General features: G+C 65.2%; 17 protein-coding genes and 1 pseudogene. 9 read left to right on the forward strand and 9 right to left on the reverse strand.

Features of this window, described 5'->3' with window-relative positions; translation table 11 throughout:
* Nucleotides 1-119: 119 nt before the first annotated feature.
* Nucleotides 120-1,136 carry a hypothetical protein gene (locus tag ABZV44_RS44075; protein ID WP_354850905.1) on the reverse strand — a complete coding sequence of 339 codons (1,017 nt, stop codon included), beginning with the start codon at nucleotides 1,134-1,136 and terminating at the stop codon, nucleotides 120-122.
* Between the two features lie 691 nt (nucleotides 1,137-1,827).
* Here ABZV44_RS44075 and ABZV44_RS44080 point away from each other — a divergent pair.
* From ABZV44_RS44080 to ABZV44_RS44090, 3 genes are all read left to right on the forward strand, one after another.
* A complete protein-coding gene (locus ABZV44_RS44080) occupies nucleotides 1,828-2,403 on the forward strand; it encodes a hypothetical protein (RefSeq protein WP_354850908.1) in 576 nt (191 codons plus the stop codon).
* A 388-nt stretch (nucleotides 2,404-2,791) separates the two neighbouring features.
* Nucleotides 2,792-3,022, forward strand: coding sequence for a hypothetical protein (locus ABZV44_RS44085; RefSeq protein WP_354850911.1), 231 nt, complete (start codon nucleotides 2,792-2,794; stop codon nucleotides 3,020-3,022).
* Nucleotides 3,023-3,339: 317 nt separating this feature from the next.
* Nucleotides 3,340-4,131 (forward strand): CPBP family intramembrane glutamic endopeptidase, encoded by a 792-nt coding sequence (locus tag ABZV44_RS44090; RefSeq protein WP_354850914.1) that lies wholly within the window; start codon nucleotides 3,340-3,342, stop codon nucleotides 4,129-4,131.
* A 57-nt stretch (nucleotides 4,132-4,188) separates the two neighbouring features.
* Here ABZV44_RS44090 and ABZV44_RS44095 read toward each other — a convergent pair whose 3' ends face one another.
* On the reverse strand, nucleotides 4,189-5,172 hold the full coding sequence (locus tag ABZV44_RS44095) for a hypothetical protein (RefSeq protein ID WP_354850916.1): 984 nt from the start codon (nucleotides 5,170-5,172) through the stop codon (nucleotides 4,189-4,191).
* 69 nt (nucleotides 5,173-5,241) lie between these two features.
* Nucleotides 5,242-6,072: an oxidoreductase gene (locus tag ABZV44_RS44100; RefSeq protein WP_354850919.1), complete on the reverse strand. Its 831-nt coding sequence runs from the start codon at nucleotides 6,070-6,072 to the stop codon at nucleotides 5,242-5,244.
* Between the two features lie 100 nt (nucleotides 6,073-6,172).
* Between ABZV44_RS44100 and ABZV44_RS44105 the strand changes: the two genes are divergently transcribed.
* The 3 genes from ABZV44_RS44105 to ABZV44_RS44115 all read left to right on the forward strand — a co-directional run bounded on the left by ABZV44_RS44105 (nucleotide 6,173) and on the right by ABZV44_RS44115 (nucleotide 8,378).
* A complete protein-coding gene (locus tag ABZV44_RS44105) occupies nucleotides 6,173-6,748 on the forward strand; it encodes a helix-turn-helix domain-containing protein (protein WP_354850922.1) in 576 nt (191 codons plus the stop codon).
* A 224-nt stretch (nucleotides 6,749-6,972) separates the two neighbouring features.
* Complete coding sequence (locus ABZV44_RS44110; RefSeq protein ID WP_354850925.1) at nucleotides 6,973-7,818, forward strand: alpha/beta fold hydrolase; 846 nt, start codon at nucleotides 6,973-6,975, stop codon at nucleotides 7,816-7,818.
* 143 nt (nucleotides 7,819-7,961) lie between these two features.
* A complete protein-coding gene (locus tag ABZV44_RS44115; protein ID WP_354850928.1) occupies nucleotides 7,962-8,378 on the forward strand; it encodes a VOC family protein in 417 nt (138 codons plus the stop codon).
* Between the two features lie 143 nt (nucleotides 8,379-8,521).
* On the opposite strand, the gene ABZV44_RS44120 is transcribed toward ABZV44_RS44115, so the two are convergent.
* Nucleotides 8,522-9,418, reverse strand: coding sequence for a LysR family transcriptional regulator (locus ABZV44_RS44120; RefSeq protein ID WP_354850931.1), 897 nt, complete (start codon nucleotides 9,416-9,418; stop codon nucleotides 8,522-8,524).
* Between the two features lie 48 nt (nucleotides 9,419-9,466).
* Here ABZV44_RS44120 and ABZV44_RS44125 point away from each other — a divergent pair, with 48 nt between their 5' ends.
* Together ABZV44_RS44125 and ABZV44_RS44130 are read left to right on the forward strand one after the other, a co-directional pair.
* On the forward strand, nucleotides 9,467-10,192 hold the full coding sequence (locus tag ABZV44_RS44125) for an SDR family oxidoreductase (RefSeq protein WP_354850934.1): 726 nt from the start codon (nucleotides 9,467-9,469) through the stop codon (nucleotides 10,190-10,192).
* 73 nt (nucleotides 10,193-10,265) lie between these two features.
* Nucleotides 10,266-11,189, forward strand: coding sequence for an NADP-dependent oxidoreductase (locus ABZV44_RS44130; protein WP_354850936.1), 924 nt, complete (start codon nucleotides 10,266-10,268; stop codon nucleotides 11,187-11,189).
* Between the two features lie 438 nt (nucleotides 11,190-11,627).
* On the opposite strand, the gene ABZV44_RS44135 is transcribed toward ABZV44_RS44130, so the two are convergent.
* From ABZV44_RS44135 to ABZV44_RS44155, 5 genes and pseudogenes are all read right to left on the reverse strand, one after another.
* Entirely contained in the window at nucleotides 11,628-11,915 is a 288-nt protein-coding gene (locus ABZV44_RS44135) for a hypothetical protein (RefSeq protein WP_354850938.1), read from the reverse strand.
* Nucleotides 11,916-11,936: 21 nt separating this feature from the next.
* The gene (locus ABZV44_RS44140) at nucleotides 11,937-12,506 is read right to left on the reverse strand and encodes a helix-turn-helix domain-containing protein (RefSeq protein WP_354850941.1); all 570 of its coding nucleotides are present in this window, start codon (nucleotides 12,504-12,506) and stop codon (nucleotides 11,937-11,939) included.
* 406 nt (nucleotides 12,507-12,912) lie between these two features.
* A pseudogene (locus ABZV44_RS44145) lies at nucleotides 12,913-13,368 on the reverse strand (sodium:proton exchanger); the annotation flags it as partial.
* 561 nt (nucleotides 13,369-13,929) lie between these two features.
* Nucleotides 13,930-14,133, reverse strand: coding sequence for a DUF5988 family protein (locus ABZV44_RS44150; RefSeq protein WP_354850943.1), 204 nt, complete (start codon nucleotides 14,131-14,133; stop codon nucleotides 13,930-13,932).
* A gap of 206 nt (nucleotides 14,134-14,339) precedes the next feature.
* Complete coding sequence (locus ABZV44_RS44155) at nucleotides 14,340-14,474, reverse strand: hypothetical protein (RefSeq protein WP_354850945.1); 135 nt, start codon at nucleotides 14,472-14,474, stop codon at nucleotides 14,340-14,342.
* A gap of 267 nt (nucleotides 14,475-14,741) precedes the next feature.
* Here ABZV44_RS44155 and ABZV44_RS44160 point away from each other — a divergent pair, with 267 nt between their 5' ends.
* Nucleotides 14,742-15,140 (forward strand): PPOX class F420-dependent oxidoreductase, encoded by a 399-nt coding sequence (locus ABZV44_RS44160; RefSeq protein ID WP_354850948.1) that lies wholly within the window; start codon nucleotides 14,742-14,744, stop codon nucleotides 15,138-15,140.
* Nucleotides 15,141-15,765 lie beyond the last annotated feature (625 nt).

Below are 15,765 nucleotides of genomic sequence, written 5' to 3' on the forward strand. Positions count from 1 at the left end.
CAGAGAGAAGGTCCTGTCCTCGGCAGTAGCGGACCAACACGCCCGCCCTGTCCGCGATTTCGCCGTCGGCACCAAGATCCGCCACCCGGACTACCTATCGAAGGTTGCTTTACGCGGCACTAACAGCGTTCATACTGACGCGCGAAAGGCTCCGACTCCGGTGAAACCTCGCGCCCGGATGCCGGGCAGCCGCCGACAAGGACGGCCAAAACGGGGCCGTTGCGCGTAAAGATCGTGTAGTCGATCACGGCATCGGGCTGGGCCAAGTGGCGAAGATGCCGATCGGCGAGTTGTGTCGCCTGCACAGCGCTGAATTTCTTTCCAGCGGGAGGGAATACCGTGACGCCCAGTGTACGGCCCGCTGTGTCGGGCGGGTCGTATACCGACACCTCGACGATGGCCGGGGTGGGTTGATCGGTCAGGAACCACTCCCACAATTCGAGTTCGCTACTGGACGGAAAACGGGGGCGGCGGTCCGCGTGGGTCAAGCTGGGTGCCAGGCTCGAGGAGTAGTTCCCATGCAGGCTGTCCGAATGAACGGGGGACACCGTCCAGTTGTTGGATGCCAGTTCGGGAAAGTCTTGGATGATTCGGCGCATCGCCGCCGTGGCGCGGTGGGGTTCCGCCTCGGACCCCGCTCGGACACTGATGAATCCGGTCAGGCCGTCCGCGTCGCCGGTGGCTTTGACGCCGGACCAGTGAATCTCCGCGCCGGTCTTGGCTGCTGATAGTCGGGCCCAGGTGTATGCCGCGTTCGCTTCCAGGTCCACGTTCCGCCAGCTCCCGAAATAGGAGTCCGTCATCCGGTTGATCTGCAGCAGTTTCGAGTCGCCTCGATAGTGCGGCGGAAGCTGCTGGGCGCCCATAGCACGCACCACAGACGCGGCCTCGGCTGGTGTGGCGCCATCCTCGAGCTGCACGTCGAGCCGGGAGATGTAGTACGAGTTGTCGCCGTACGGGCTGTACTGGAATTTATGTGATGCGTCGGCTACCCCTGGAAGGGCCTCGATGGCCGTCTCGATCACCTCCGACCACCTGTCACGCTCGGCCTGATCGGGCCCTTTCGGAAAGAGTGAACATCCAGTCAGCAGGACTGCCGCCACCATCAACGCGATGGTGGGCACGGTGAAGCGCATAGTGTTGATCTTGCCAGAAGTTGGCATGTCAGGTCGCTGAGGAAGGACATTCTCGAATGTCCTTGGTGCGGTTCTGGATTGACTTCGACTGGGGCTCACCGGAGCAGCACCGAAACAGTTACGGCATCAACCATTCTGGACGCGGCACTAGTGATAGTCGGAAAGCCGCATGGTTCATCACGGAGGCCATGCGGTTCGATCGAGGAGATTGCGGAACCGCCGGCTCCTTCGGACTCCGGCGACCCGGACAACGACGACGATGTGCCGAACACGGTGGTGTACAAGGGTGTTCGGCCCTACATCAAGCCAGATAAGGGTCGGCGGCGCGGAGGTGACGCGACCACCAGGCGAGCCGTGTGAGAACCCGCCCGCCGATCGAGGTCCCGCTCCTGCCCGAAGACGGGTTCAGCAAAGGTGGCGATGGTCAGCGGATGACCATCCGAAGCTCCGACTGCCGCACTGACAAGCCCGCACGCTAACCAGTCTGAGGGAAGTGATTTCGCGTATCTGCGCGTGCTAAATGCACGGTAGGCCGGGCGCACCAGCGTCTACCGCACGAGCGTACTGGTTTGCTCCACCGGATAAGCTCGCCCTGGTGCTCCTCCGTCCCGTCGAGGGTATACCTGATGGCCTGACCTCACGAGCCCGATCGTATGTCAGCAGACACGGCGTCAAAGTCGAGGTCCAACCTGTGGAAGACCACCGGCAATGGTGGCTCGAGCGAGGCATTCCCGCAGGATTGATCGACCGCATGACGGCCAACCAGAAGAAGTGGGCCGGCCTGCATTTGCCACCCGCGCCGCAGTACGACGGCGGCCCACGCTATTTCTATCCGGATTCCCCCGAATCAGACACGGCGGGATGGTGGTTCGAAGCCGGCACACAACGGACCGCGGTGCCCCTCAGTTTCATGATCGGCCCGTCCGGTGAATCGGAATCCAAGCCGACAGGGCGGGGTGGGCACCTTTGCATTCGACCATCGAGGGCTGGGTGGAATCACTCGCTCTGGCTGACCACGCATCGACGCGGGGCGCGCCAGATCACCAGGCTCATCGGCGATGAGCTCGACGGTATCGACTTGGACAACTACGAACCGGTGCGCGAGGTGATGGGCCTCGCGGACACGTGGTGGAGAGGTTCGGACTCGCTGGTGGCGCTGTACAACGGGGAGGCCGAGGGCCTCGATTTCCCCAGGGCACGTGTTGCGCCGATCTACTCGGGCCTCGATAAGTGGGGGCTGCACGACGGCGTCACAGCCGATGCGTAGCCGAGATCGTTCGGGATGTGCCTGGTCGGTGCTCCCAATCGGCTGCCCGCAGGAACACCTGCATCGCGAACTTCTTGTTCCGTCGATAGCACGCACGCTATTCCGCAATAGCGGACGGTCTGAACCGCACCAGGTTCCGACCGCCGGGATCGGCGGCCGCGATGTCCGAGTCGCCCACCAAGATGAACGGTGTGCTCAGGCCGCCGCCCTGGGCGGGAAACACCGCTGCGCTGCCGAGCGAATGGGCCGGGGGACAGTTGCTTTCGGGGCCATGTAATTGGGGGCAGGGTGGCGGGATCCATCCGGTCAATTTGTGAAACGTGTGCATTTATATTGTTCGTGCGGTGGGTGCCCCGCCCGGCCGCGAGCTCACGAAAGGTGTTCTGCCATGCGTACTCTCATCGCTGTGGCCGCTGTGGCTGGTGCATTGTCCGCCGGGATCGGACCGGCTGCCGCCGCGCCGTTGCCGCTGATCGACGTGTCGGGAACCCCGGCGGCGACCGACACGGTGGGGTCGGGCAGCAGCCTGACGGGCAGCGCGTCGCAAAGCGCTCAATGGTTGGAGAGGCTTTTGTGCCTCAACCCCAACTGCTCGAGCTTCGATGGGCACATCGGTTAAATGCGCGCCGTCGCCGGATGGCGATTGCCGAGGACCCGAAGGTAGTGCATCGCCGGTTGGGTTTGCTCACACACGTCGCGATCGGGCCCGAAGGATGATTTGAAGACATCTCCACGCGAGGACGCATCGATCCGTCCTGAACTCGGCAGTAGCGGACGTTCCGCCTGCCTCGGATCGATACGGCCAGTTGATCTTCCGATGCCCCGCCCTAGCCGGTTCGGTCAGCTCGGTATGCGGCAGCAGCGGATGTAGCGGCGACGCCCTAGTGTCCTGCGCCGGCAGCGATTTAGTTGTACGGCAAGCTGGTGCGATGGGTTATGAGCTCGATTCCGGGCGGCGTCCGCTGCTGTTCCGCGTTGGTCACCGCGATGTCGTTGCCGTTCATCGGCTTGGGAGCGGTCGTCGACAGTGTGCGGGTGGGCGCGCTGGGGTTGCCTGCAAGCGCGGTGATGTTCGTGGTGCCGGTGCTCGCGGCGGTGCTCCTCGTGTACCGCGACGAGGGTAGGACGGCGGTGTGGGCGTTGCTGCGGCGTGCGTTCGACTATTCGGCCGCTCCCCACAAGGCGTGGTACCTGGCAGCGGCAGGGTTGCCGGTGGTCGCCGCAGTAGCGGCCCACGGGATCGCCCGCGGGTTCGATGAGGCCGACGGGGGTGTTCCGATTGCCTTGGCGGCGTTGCCTTTCGTGGTGATCGCAACGTGGTTCGCGGCAACCTGTGAGGAGCTGGGGTGGACTGGCTATGCGACCGATCCTCTGCAACAGCGCTGGGGGCCGGCGTGGACAGGCATCGCCCTCGGAATCTATTGGGCGGTATGGCATCTGGTGCCGCTTGCCCAGGTCGGGCACGAGTTCTGGTGGATCGCTGGGTGGTTCGCTGGAACCGTAGCCGGGCGAGTGCTGATTGTCTGGCTGCACAACGTGACCGGCCACGGCGTCCTGGCTGCGATTCTGTTTCACGCCATGCTCAATGTGACCGCCGTGGCGACACCGGATTACGACGAGCCGATCGTCCTGATTATCGGCGGAGCGCTCCTGACCCTGGCCGCGACGGCAGCCGCCTGCAGTTGGCGAACCGGACGGCACAACCATCTGAGTCTGTCCAGGCCGTAGAGCAGCCGATCGCGCTCAATTCGGCATGACAGGATATTCGTCAGCAAAGAGCAGGGGTCACAGATGTGGAAGCATTTCGGGCTGTGCGAGTTGCTCGAGGGTTTTCGCGAGGCTGCTATCGGTGCGGCCGAAAACGGCGTCGAAGTAGGCCAGCAGGGATGAGCGTTGGAGGTCGATCGAGCGGCTTGGCTCGATCGAGCCGATTGCGGCGTTCTTCGCGTCTTCGGGGAGAAGGCCCGCTGCGGCCAGTTCTGCCGCGATCACCTGTTCGTCGGTGAAGGACATGTGGCGGGTGCCTGCGATGCGCAGGGGCAGCTTCAGTCCGGTGTTGGTTGCCCGATTCGGTTCCCACCCCGCGTGCCCGTACCACGGCGAGGTGTCGCTGGCGAGCATCAGCAGCGGCCGGTCGAGGCCGTCGGTGGCAACGGAGCCGAGTACGGGGCCGTCCAGATTGACGCCGGCGGCGACGCGCGTGTCGTCGTGCATGGTTTGAGCGGTGGTCGACCCTCCGAGAGAATGGCCGAACATGCCGACCTTCGTCAGGTCCAGATCATCGGCGAGGTGTTGCGGTAGCGCAGCAGCCGCATCGGTGGAATGTCCGGCCGCGGCGGCGAGCTGATCGAGAACGAAACGCGTATCGGCGACTCGGGTCGGAAGCAACTGGTCGGACAGGACGCTCAGCGGCGAATCCGTGGGCACCGCACTGTGTTCGGTGTGCCCATCGGGGAATTGGACCGCGAATGCCTCATGAGTGTGGTTGACGGCGACCACGACGTAGCCGTGGCTCGCAAGATCCTCGGCTTGAAAGGTGTTCAGCCCGGCGGTGTCGTCCGATCCTGGCGAGTTCAGCAGGATCGGGAACCGCCCGCCGATTCGGGCCTGCTCGTCGCTGCGGCCATGACTCGGCGCGAGCGCCCAACTGTCCGAAGCGACACCGGCCTGGGTCAGGCCGAAGCGCTGTTCTTCGCGGGCGCCCGGCGCCATCCACGGTGCCAGGGGCGAGGTATCGGCGTCGTCGGCTGGATACCAGATCTGCACCATCAGTTCGCGGCGGTGGCCGGGATCCCATGGATCGGCGCGAGAGTGTGTTTGCTGTCGGTCGTGGAACTGTCAGTCGCGAATTCCGGTGACGCGTTTGATGATCGCGTCGAAAGCGCGGTCGGGCAGAAGCCATTTCACGAAGATCAGCGGGCGGGCGCCGAAGCCGACGGTGTAGCGGGTCTTGGGGCGGCGGGCGGTGACGGCCTTGCCGATCGCGTCGGCGATCACCTGGGGCGGAGAGTTGCGTCTGGCGTTGGCTTCCGAACTCAACAAGGTGGCTACGGCCTGGGCTTGGGAAGCGTAGGCGGTGTCGCCGGAGACCTTGCGCAGGTTATTGGCGGCGATGCCGCCCCATTCGGTGGCGATGCCGCCGGGCTCGATCACCACGACGTTCACCCCGAATGGCTGCGCTTCCAGGCGCAGGCAGTCGCTGAGTCCTTCGAGGGCGAACTTGGTGCCGTGGTACCAGCCGCCGAGCGGGGTGTAGATCTTGCCTCCCATGGAGGTGATGTTCACGATCGTGCCGGAACGCTGTTCGCGCATGTGTGGCAACACCAGCTGCGCCAACCGCGCCGCGCCGAAGACGTTGACCTCGAACTGATAGCGGGCCTCATCGAGAGGCACGTCCTCGATCGCGCCGTAGGAGCCGTACCCGGCGTTGTTGACCAACACATCGATACGCCCGGTCTCGCCGATGATCCGTGCGATACCCGCGGTCATCGACGCGTCGTCGGTGACGTCCATGGCCAGCGGGCGGACGGCGTGGTCGGCGAGTTTCTGCAGGCGGTCGATGCGCCGTGCCGCGCCGTAGACGGTGTAGCCGAGGTCGGCCAGTTTGCGGGCGGTGGCCTCGCCGATGCCGGAAGAGGCTCCGGTGACGAGAGCGGTCTTGGTGGTCATGCTGCCTCCCAACGGTAAGATGAACTGCGGTTCATGTTCTATGATGAACCTCAGTTCACGTTATTGGCAAGTACCGATCGACCACCGTGAGAGACATTTCATGCCCCAGCCCCGAACCCCGCGCGCCGACGCGGTCCGCAACCGCACCAAGATCTTGTCCGCCGCCCGCGAACAGATCACCGCTCACGGCCCCGAAGCGGGCATGGACCAGATCGCCGCGGCGGCAGGGGTCGCCGTCGGCACTTTGTACCGGCACTTCCCGACGAAGACCGATCTGGTTGCCGCCGTGGTCATCGAGTACGTCACCCACGTTGCCGATGATGCCGAGGCCGCTTGTGCGCGTGTGGAATCCGGAGCGCGCGCACTGGATGAGATCACCGGATTCCTGGCCGGAGTCGTCGAGTTGACCGCCACCAACCAAGCCGCCAAAGCCGCCGCACAAGCCCTGGGCGCGGACCCCGCCGCCAAGGCTGAGGAAGACCGCGCCACCACCGCGCTGGCAACTCTCATCGAAGCAGGCCAGGCAGCGGGCGACATCCATCCCGACGTGACGGTCGGCGACATCTACCTACTGTTCTCCGCCGCCCCGACCGGCCAACCACATAACGCCCGCGCTCGATGGCTCACCCTCGTCCTGCCCGGCCTGACGACCCATGCCCGGACCAGCAAACCCTGACACACCCAGACGGGGTGGGACACGCCGAACTCGGCATGAGCGCGCACTGCCGGCGGCCGTACGGCGCTCTGCTCGTTGATCTTCAGATGCCACGCACTGGCCGGTTCGGTCAGCGCGGTATGCGGTAGAAGAGGACGTTCTGCGCGGCCGTGTATCTGGTTCGCGAGTGACACGCGAGTCTTGCCCGTTGTCGGAAGGCGCTGTGGGCGAACAATGTTGGGTTTGTGCTGACGGGCTGCGTGACTGCTTCGTCTCGCTGCGGACCCGCAGATGTATGTCAGGATCGAAACATGGCGGTTTGCATCGAGAGCGTCGTGTCGGCCGACGGGACGCGCATTGCCTTTCAGACACAAGGGGCGGGGCCGGCGCTGGTGATCGTTCCCGGTGCGTTGGTCACCTTGGACACGTATCTGGAGCTGGCCGGGCTGCTGGCTCCGGATTATCGGGTCGTCGTGATCGAACGACGTGAATACGGATCGAGCGGAAATGGCCCGCGCCCAGCGGAGTTCGCCGCGCAAGCCGCCGATCTGGCGGCGGTCCTGGCCGCGGTGGGTGAACCGGCTTTCGCGTTCGGGCACTCGGCGGGCGGTCTGGTCACCTTGGAGGCGATGCGGCGGGATGCGTCGATGGTGCGGCGTCTCGCACTGTACGAGCCTCCGGTCGCGCTCGCCGGCCCGCCATTGACGCCGACGCTCGAGAAGATTCGGCTCCACATGGACAGCGGACGACCCGAGGACGCGATCATCGAATTCTTCACCGCCATCACCGATCCCGTCCCTCCCCGCGCGGCCCTGCAACCGCTCGCGGACGCTCTCGCCTTCCGCGCGCCCGGATTGGTCGCCGATCTCGAATGCCTCACGGCGATGGACCCCGATATCGCATCCTGGTCGGCCATCGAGTTGCCCACCCTTCTCCTCGCCGGCGAGATCACCGATCCCTACGGCACGGCCAGCGTTGACCTGCTCCAGGGGTCGCTGCCCGATGCCCGCACCGTCACCTTGCCCGGACAACGTCATCACCCCGACGACGTCCCCGCGGTGGCCGGCGCACTGCGCGAATTCTTCCGCTGAACAGGGCTGGGCGCAGCGGTGGCGAGCGACCGGAATCGGCGAAGCGGCCGCGTCATCGGTTGTGCGGCAACAGACATCGATCTCGCTCGCAACCTCACGTGAACGGTTGACCTGAACCGCGGTCGAGGTTGCACAGTGGCCGGATGCGACTGAATCAGATCACGATCGGTACCACCGACCTGCGCCGGTCCGAGCGGTTCTATGAACTGCTCGGACTCCAGCTGATCGTCAAAGAGAACCACTACCTGCGGTTCCAATGTCCTGAGGGCGACAGCACGTTTTCGGTCGAGCTGGTGGACTCCGTGCCCGGCGGCGCGCAGGTGTCCATCTACTTCGAGTCCGATGACCTCGACGACCAATGCGCCCGGCTACGCGCTGCGGGCGTGGATTTCGACAGCCTGCCCGCCGACATGTCGTGGCTGTGGCGAGAGGCATGGCTGCGCGATCCCGACGGCCACCGTCTTTGCCTGTTCCATGCCGGAGCCAATCGCCTGAACCCGCCATGGCGGATCCCCGACCCGGCATCGCGGTCATGGCCAAGTCCCGGGGCGGCGGAATAATCGCCCGCATGCGAACAGCTCGGGACCGTCGACGCACGTGTTCCCGCACTGGAATTCGGCAGATGCGGACGCTTTGAGCCGCGAGCAGTCTCGGCGCCGGCCGGTTCGGTCAGCGCGGTCCGCGGCATTTGCGATGCTATCGGCTAGAGGCGCATCGCCGTACGGACGAGGTCGGCGATGGCTTTGGATCTGCTGTGTGGTGGCCAGGCGATGACGGTCGTGACGGCCGGTGCGTCCGGCACCGGCACGATGGCGTGATCGTCGCGTAGTTGGGCTCGGAGCGACTCGGGCATGACCGCGCAGGCCCGTCCGAGCCTGATCAGCTGGATCAACTGGGTGTGGTCGCGAACCTGCGGTCCGGGGCCGTCCGGATAACTTCCATCCGGTCGAGGCCAGCGCGGCAGGGGCAGGTCCGTCAGGGCGTTGACCTCGGCCATCGACATGTGGGGCCGGTTGGCGAAGGGGTGCCCGGCGGGCAGGACCACGACCTGCTGTTCGGTGTGCAGGTCCTCGGTGTCGAATCCGGCGGTCGTGTCGTAGGGCCGGAGGAGCAGAGCAACGTCGGCACGCCCGTTGCGTAGCAGGTTTTCCGGTTCGCCGGGCCCGCACAGCACCACCTCGACCGCGACAGCGCAGGGGTCGGCGGCGTAGGCGTCCAGCAGCTTCGACAACAGTTCGCTGGACGCTCCTGCCTTGGTGGCCAGCACCACGGAGGGCCGGTCGGCAGCGGCGCGGCGGGTGCGGCGCTCGGCGGCTTCGACCGCTTCGAGGGCGAGGCGGGCTTCCCGCAGCAGCACCGACCCGGCCTTGGTCAACGTGATCGCGCGAGAACTGCGGTGCAGCAGAACGACTCCGAGCCGACGTTCCAGCTGCTGGATCGCCCGCGACAGCGGTGGTTGCGCCATCGAAAGCCGTTGTGCCGCCCGCCCGAAGTGCAACTCTTCGGCGACGGCGACGAAGTATCGCAACTCCCGCGTCTCCACCGTGTCATCGTATCCGGCGCTCACCACGATCAATACCCGTGCGGTATCGCCGCCCACCCGACCGGTCTTGGACGCTCCACCCGAGTCCGCAACATGATCGACGGCATGAGTGAACGGACGATCGCGCTGGTGACCGGCGCGAACAAAGGAATCGGATACGAGATCGCGGCGGGCCTGGGCGCGCTCGGCTGGCGAATCGGGGTGGGCGCGCGGGATCGAGAACGCCGCGAGAGTGCGGTGGCGAAGCTGCGCGCGGCTGGAACCGATGCTTTCGGCGTGCCGCTCGACGTGACCGACGACGCGAGTGTGGCCGCGGCGGCCGAGTTGATCGCCGACCATGCCGGAGGGCTCGATGTTCTGGTCAACAATGCCGCGATCACCGGAGGTTCGCCGCAGACACCGACCACGGTCGATCCCGCGACCGTGCGAGCTGTCGTGGAAACCAACGTGATCGGGGTCATCCGGGTCACCAACGCGATGCTGCCTATGCTGCGCGCCTCGGCCTCACCGCGGATCGTCAACATGTCCAGCAGTGTCGGCTCGCTCGCCCTGCATACCACGCCCGGCATCGACATGGGCCCGGTTCCCACTGCGTACTTGGCCTCGAAGACCTTCCTCAACGCCGTCACTATCCAATACGTCAAAGAACTGAGCGGCACCAACATCCTGATCAATTCCGGCTGCCCCGGTTTCACCGCCACCGATCTCAACAACTTCCAAGGCGTCCGCACACCACAGCAGGGGGCGGCGATTGCGATTCACCTCGCGACCCTGCCCGACGACGGACCGACCGGCGGATTCTTCGACGACGCCGGAACAGTGCCCTGGTGACGGGCACGCCGGTGCGAACCATTCCCGTTCTCGAAGTCAGCCGTGCCTAGCGCTCCAGAGGAGAAGCAAGACAATGACAAAGGCAGTCAGGTACGACGAATTCGGCGGAATCGACGTCCTGCGGATCGAGGAGGTCGACCGCCCCGTGCCCGGGGAAGGGCAGGTCCTCGTGCAGGTGAGAGCAGCAGGCATCAACCCCGGTGAGGCGGCATTACGCACCGGCGCGATGACGGACATCTTTCCCTCCATCTTTCCGTCCGGGCAGGGCAGCGATCTCGCCGGAGTCGTCGTCGAGATCGGTGCCGGAGCCGGCCGATTCGCGCCCGGTGACGAGGTGATCGGATTCTCCGAGCGGCGAAGCGCCCAGGCCGAGCTGGTCCTCGTCGACGTCGACAACCTCACCCCCAAACCGAAGAACGTCCCATGGGAAGTGGCGGGCGCCCTATACATTGCCGGCGTGACCGCGTGGGGGGCAGTGCATTCCGTACAGCTCGAGCAAGGCGAGAGCGTCGTCATCTCCGGAGCCGCCGGAGGAGTCGGCTCATTCGCCATCCAGCTCGCGCGCCGTGCCGGAGCCACGGTCATCGGTCTGGCGAGCGAGCGCAACCACGAGTGGCTGCAAAGCCACAGCGTGATCCCCGTCGCATACGGTGACGGCGTCATGGACCGGATCAAGGCCGCCGCACCGGGCGGCATCCATGCCTTCATCGACACCTACGGCGACGGGTACGTCGAACTGGCCCTCGCTCTCGGCGTCGCAATCGAGCGGATCGACACCATCATCGATTTCCCAGCAGCCGCAAAGTATGGGGTCAAAACCGAACCCGGGCCCAACGGCAGGCCGGGCGCCGAGGTCCTCGCCGAACTGGCCGGCCTGATCGCCGACGGACACCTCGAAGTCCCGATCGCCAGCGTCTACCCCTTGACGCAGGTTCGTCAGGCCTACACCGAACTCGAACGCAGACACACCCACGGCAAAATCGTTCTGAGGCCCTAGCCGGCGCCACACAGTGCGGCGCGCTTCCAGGGGACTGCTCGACCGCGGGGGCTGATTCCCGTCAGCACGGTTGTCTGCCACCCCAAGACCACGACACCGCCGACTACACATCCGGTATTCGGCATAATGGCGCGTTCGGCCAGCCTCCGGCCAATAATCGCCGCGGCCATCCCGACGCCCTCTACTTGAAGCAAGCTCTAGTGAGCCCGGTGCGCGGACCATGGCAGTGGGGTAGGTGATAGGCCCGTACCGGGCACCCCGGTGCGGGCCTGTTGCTTATGCGGCTGACACAGTTCTCGGTCGACGGCGACGGGTCGGAGCCACAGCACCAGCCATCACCTCATCGGCAGTTCAGTGCGTTCGGCCGGCCTCGTGGCAGATGCCCACGGCATCTTGGTCTTTCGGAGACCAGCGGTCGAGGCGCGCGAGAATCGGCGCTCAGTCGAGCAGGAACTTCAGGCGATCATCGGCTTGCCCGGCCGCGATCTCGACGATGTCGGCCGTCACGACATCAGCCGCGACGAACGGGTCTTGCGCGACCCGCCACTGGAGATCCTCCGCCGAGGTGTTGTGCGCCAGGACCGCTCCTCCGACACCGGGTTTGATGCTGCCGACCAGCAGGAACACCTCGTCATCGAAGCCCTGTCGGATCCACTGCTGGTGGCCGGTCATGTGCTGTGGCGCGTCGGCCTTGTTGGCGGAGAACTTCAGCAGAACTACGAACATGGTTGTCTCGCTTCTATTTCGTCAGTCGTCGATGTGGGTGTCGAGCCAGTCGTGGAGCCGCTGGACCTCACGGCGGATGAACTGCTCATCGTGGAAGGCGTTGGCCAGGGTGGCCACACCCTGGCTGGCGGCGAGTACGTGCATGGCCAGGTCGTCGGCATCGTCGCGATATCCGAGCCGGGTGAACTGCTCGCCCAGCCAATCCCGGAACAGGGTGAACAGCCCGCCGGCCGCGCCGAGGGCGGTGTGGTCGAGCTTGGCCAGCTCGCTGGTCAAGGTGCCGACCGGGCAGCCGTAGCTCTGGATATCGGCACGGTTGATCAGCAGAATGTCGATGAATTTTCGGATGCGATCGGCCGGGTCGGGAGCCTCCGATTCCCAGCGCTCGAGCATCGCCCGGGTGTCGGCGAGGCGGGCCGCGATGACCGCGTCGAGCAGGTCGTCTTTGGCTTTGAAGTGGTGATAGAAGTTGCCTCGCGACAGATGGACGACATCGGCGATGGACGCGAACGAGGTCTGCTCGAACCCCCGGTGGTAGAACAGCTCGTCCGCGGCGGCAATGATCTGCTCGCGAGTCGTCTTGCCGCTCAACGAAGTACCTTGCGTGTCGGTTTCCCCAATCGTGAACTGCGCACTGCATGCCTCCTCTGATCAGCGGGACTCCACATCTAGGTCGCGCGTCCTAGACACGAGGCTAGGACACGCGACCTAGACGATCAAGTTCAAGATCGAGTCCGCGGCGGTGTCTCTGGCAGTCTCGGCGACCCAACTGCCAGACGACGCCGTTGGTGATCAGCGGTGCGGTCGTGGCGGCGCGCCCCGGGTGAAACCGTTGACGTCGAAGAAGATTCGCGTCCCTGCGCTGCCGAATCGCGTGAATCACGATGGGAGCCAACGACACTTCCGAAGATCTGGGAGCGCGGGTACCGGCGCTTCACCGGTACCCACGCTCGGGCCCGATAGCGTCGGCGCGGTCATGGTGCCGCTGTGAGCGTCCTCATCTGCGGCCTGCCATGGCGGTTTGCGGTTCGGCGGGCTCGGTGTCGCCGGTGCGGAACGGTGCGGCGAGCACGCCCGGCAGGTGCTTTCGGTTGATGGTCAAAGCCGCGATCGCGATTGACGCGTAGACGCCGGTCAGAATCAAGCGGCCGTGGGTGCCGGTGACGGGGAACTGGATTGCGAACAGCGCCAGCAGCGTCCAGGCTGCCCACCGGTGGAATCGCAGCGCAAGGATCACCGCGACCCCCATCAGGGTTTGCGCCGCGGTGAGCAGCAACTCCTCGGTCTGGCGTGAGTCCAGCGCGAGCGCCGTACCGCCGCCACCGGCGAGGTAGGCCATCGGGAGAGATCCGATCAGCAGCGTCCACTGGTTGACCTTGCTGGAGATGAGGGTGGCGATCGCGGCGGTGCCCTTGCCGCGGGCGGCGAAGATGATCGCGATCACGAATTCGGGGGATCCGCAGGACCGTCGGCATTGCAGTGCAGTGCGTTGGCCGACCGGCGCCGACGGCCGCGCTTTCGTAAGGATGTGCAGGGACCGCGGACGCACCGCACTCAACGTGTCAGTGAACGGTGCCGCAAGTCATCTGATCGCACGCCATTCGGCCACTTAGACAATGCGACCGGCTCGAACCCGCACACCGATACTTCGGACAAGCCACATCCCGGACCCACCAAACAGCCCAACTCCGCACCCACACCGACGCCTTGGCTAAAGGGGCGGCAGAAGAGCGCGCTGCTATGCGGGCATGAACGGCCAACCCAACCGTTCTGAACGTGCACTACAGCTGAGGAATTGGCGCGAAATTGCTGTTCTACAGCGGATTGTGCGGGATTGCACCGGTCGAACGAAACTCGGCATTTCCGTGCACAGTTGGCGGGCCCGGTCGGGTGAGATGATCCCAGCCCGTTGATCTTCGGAGCGCTCGCGCTGACCGGTTCGGTCAGTGCGGCATGCGGCACGACCGGACGGTTGCCCACGCCTCGAGTGAGCAACCGGTCGCGCCGGTTATATCTACTCCGCAAACTCGGTTCGTTCGAACCACTCGTACACAGGCAGCCGCCCCTCGGCGGTATCGGTGAACCTTGGGGTGCTTTTGTAATGTTCGTAGCCGGCACGACGCTCGATCTTCACCTCGAAACCGGGCGGGGTTATCGGGACGATTCGCGTGGGCATGTCATCTGGTCCGCCTTCGATGAAACACTTCGTCGACATCATGCGCTCCTCTCGTTGATTGACCAGCTCAGCGGCATTCTATCGATCAGTTGATGACAGGAGTGGGGCAACGGAATACTGCTGATGCACATCCTTCGTTCGACAGAAGAGGATGTCCTGCGCGGCCGGAGCATCACTGGGCGGCAGTTCAGGCCACCGGCGTCAAGGCGGGGGTTGCCAGATGCTGTCGATCACCGACCGCGGCGCGGTCAGACTGCCCCCAACCCGAGGTCGACGAGGGCCGGGACCGCTATGAGCCCCAGCGCCACCAGCAGGCCGGCGATCCGCTGGCGTTCGGTGATCGGCCTGCCGGGCGGCAGCGTCCGCCCGGCCGGAACGGGCATGTGCAGCTTGGTGGTCCGAGCACGATACTGCGGTAGCGATCTGAAATCTAGCGACGCTAGACAAGCTGCTGGAGTCGGTGTTACCGTTGCTCCAGTTTCTAGCTCTGCTAGACATCAGGAAGGGGAAGCCGAGAATGTTCAGTCCCACTGAACCGCCGACGCAGGACGCGCGGGACGGGCAGGCAACAGCTTGTGCTTCCCGCACACAACAACTTCCGGCTGATCGCCGGGCACACCTGATTTCGAATTCACCGAGGAGTAAATGACATGACCTTCACCATCAATGAACAGCAGTTCCTCGCGGAGGCCGGGATCGGTCGGCTGGCCACGGTGTCGCCTGACGGCGTTGTGCAGAACAACCCGACCAGCTATCGGGTGAACGCCGACGGCACGATCGACATCGGGGGAATGCGGATGCGTGCGAGTCGGAAGTATCGCAATGTCGAGGCGGGCAGCCGGGTGTCGTTCGTCATCGACCAACAGGTTTCATTGGAGCCATACGTGATTCGCGGCATCGAGGTACGCGGCACGGCCGAGGCGCTCGATGACGAAGAGCCACCGTTCCAGCCCCAGGAACGCGCGGTCATCCGAATTCATCCCGAACGGATCATCTCCTGGGGCATCGACGGCGGATCCTTCGACTTCGTCAGTCGCGGTGCCGAGTAGAACATCAAACAAGACAGATCAAGAACGCTCCGACGTTGACGGCGGGCGGAAGGATCCAGGGTAAGCAGGGTAGAGCGGAATAGCCGGCCATGGCCTCGGACCGTTGCTCGGCTACGGGAGCCGATGCCGGTTCGGCTGTGGCCACGCCCGCACTGGCGGTGATGACGGTTGCAATCGCTAGGGCTGTTGTCAGTGCACTCGATTTCTTGGTCATGGCAACCTCCGCTGTAGTGGTACCGGACGACCTCGCCGAGTGCACTCGATTGCGCTCGGACCGCTGGACACCCGGCGGGGCGGAATGCTCGAACACCAATTAACCCGCTCAGGAGGGGTCCTCCGCAAGGGCTCCGTCCGGACATCGGACTTTGCCGGCGAAGAAACCCCGCTTCCGCCCTCCGCTTGACCCCGGACACGCTGTGCCCCAAGCACTTGCCGGTTAACACGTCATCGAAGCCCGCCGATCTTGACTCGACAGTGGCGGGGGGGGGGGGGCCCGCGCGGCCCCGGGGTACCGTGCCGTACGCTGGCGGGGAGTGGGTGACCGCCTGCGCTCGCGCTTCCGAGGCGGCGGGCCAGCCCCCGGGGTCCGGGGGAACGCTGTCGGCGATGCGCCCCGGGACGGTCC

Source organism: Nocardia sp. NPDC004860 (genome assembly GCF_040609015.1).
GTDB lineage: Bacteria > Actinomycetota > Actinomycetes > Mycobacteriales > Mycobacteriaceae > Nocardia.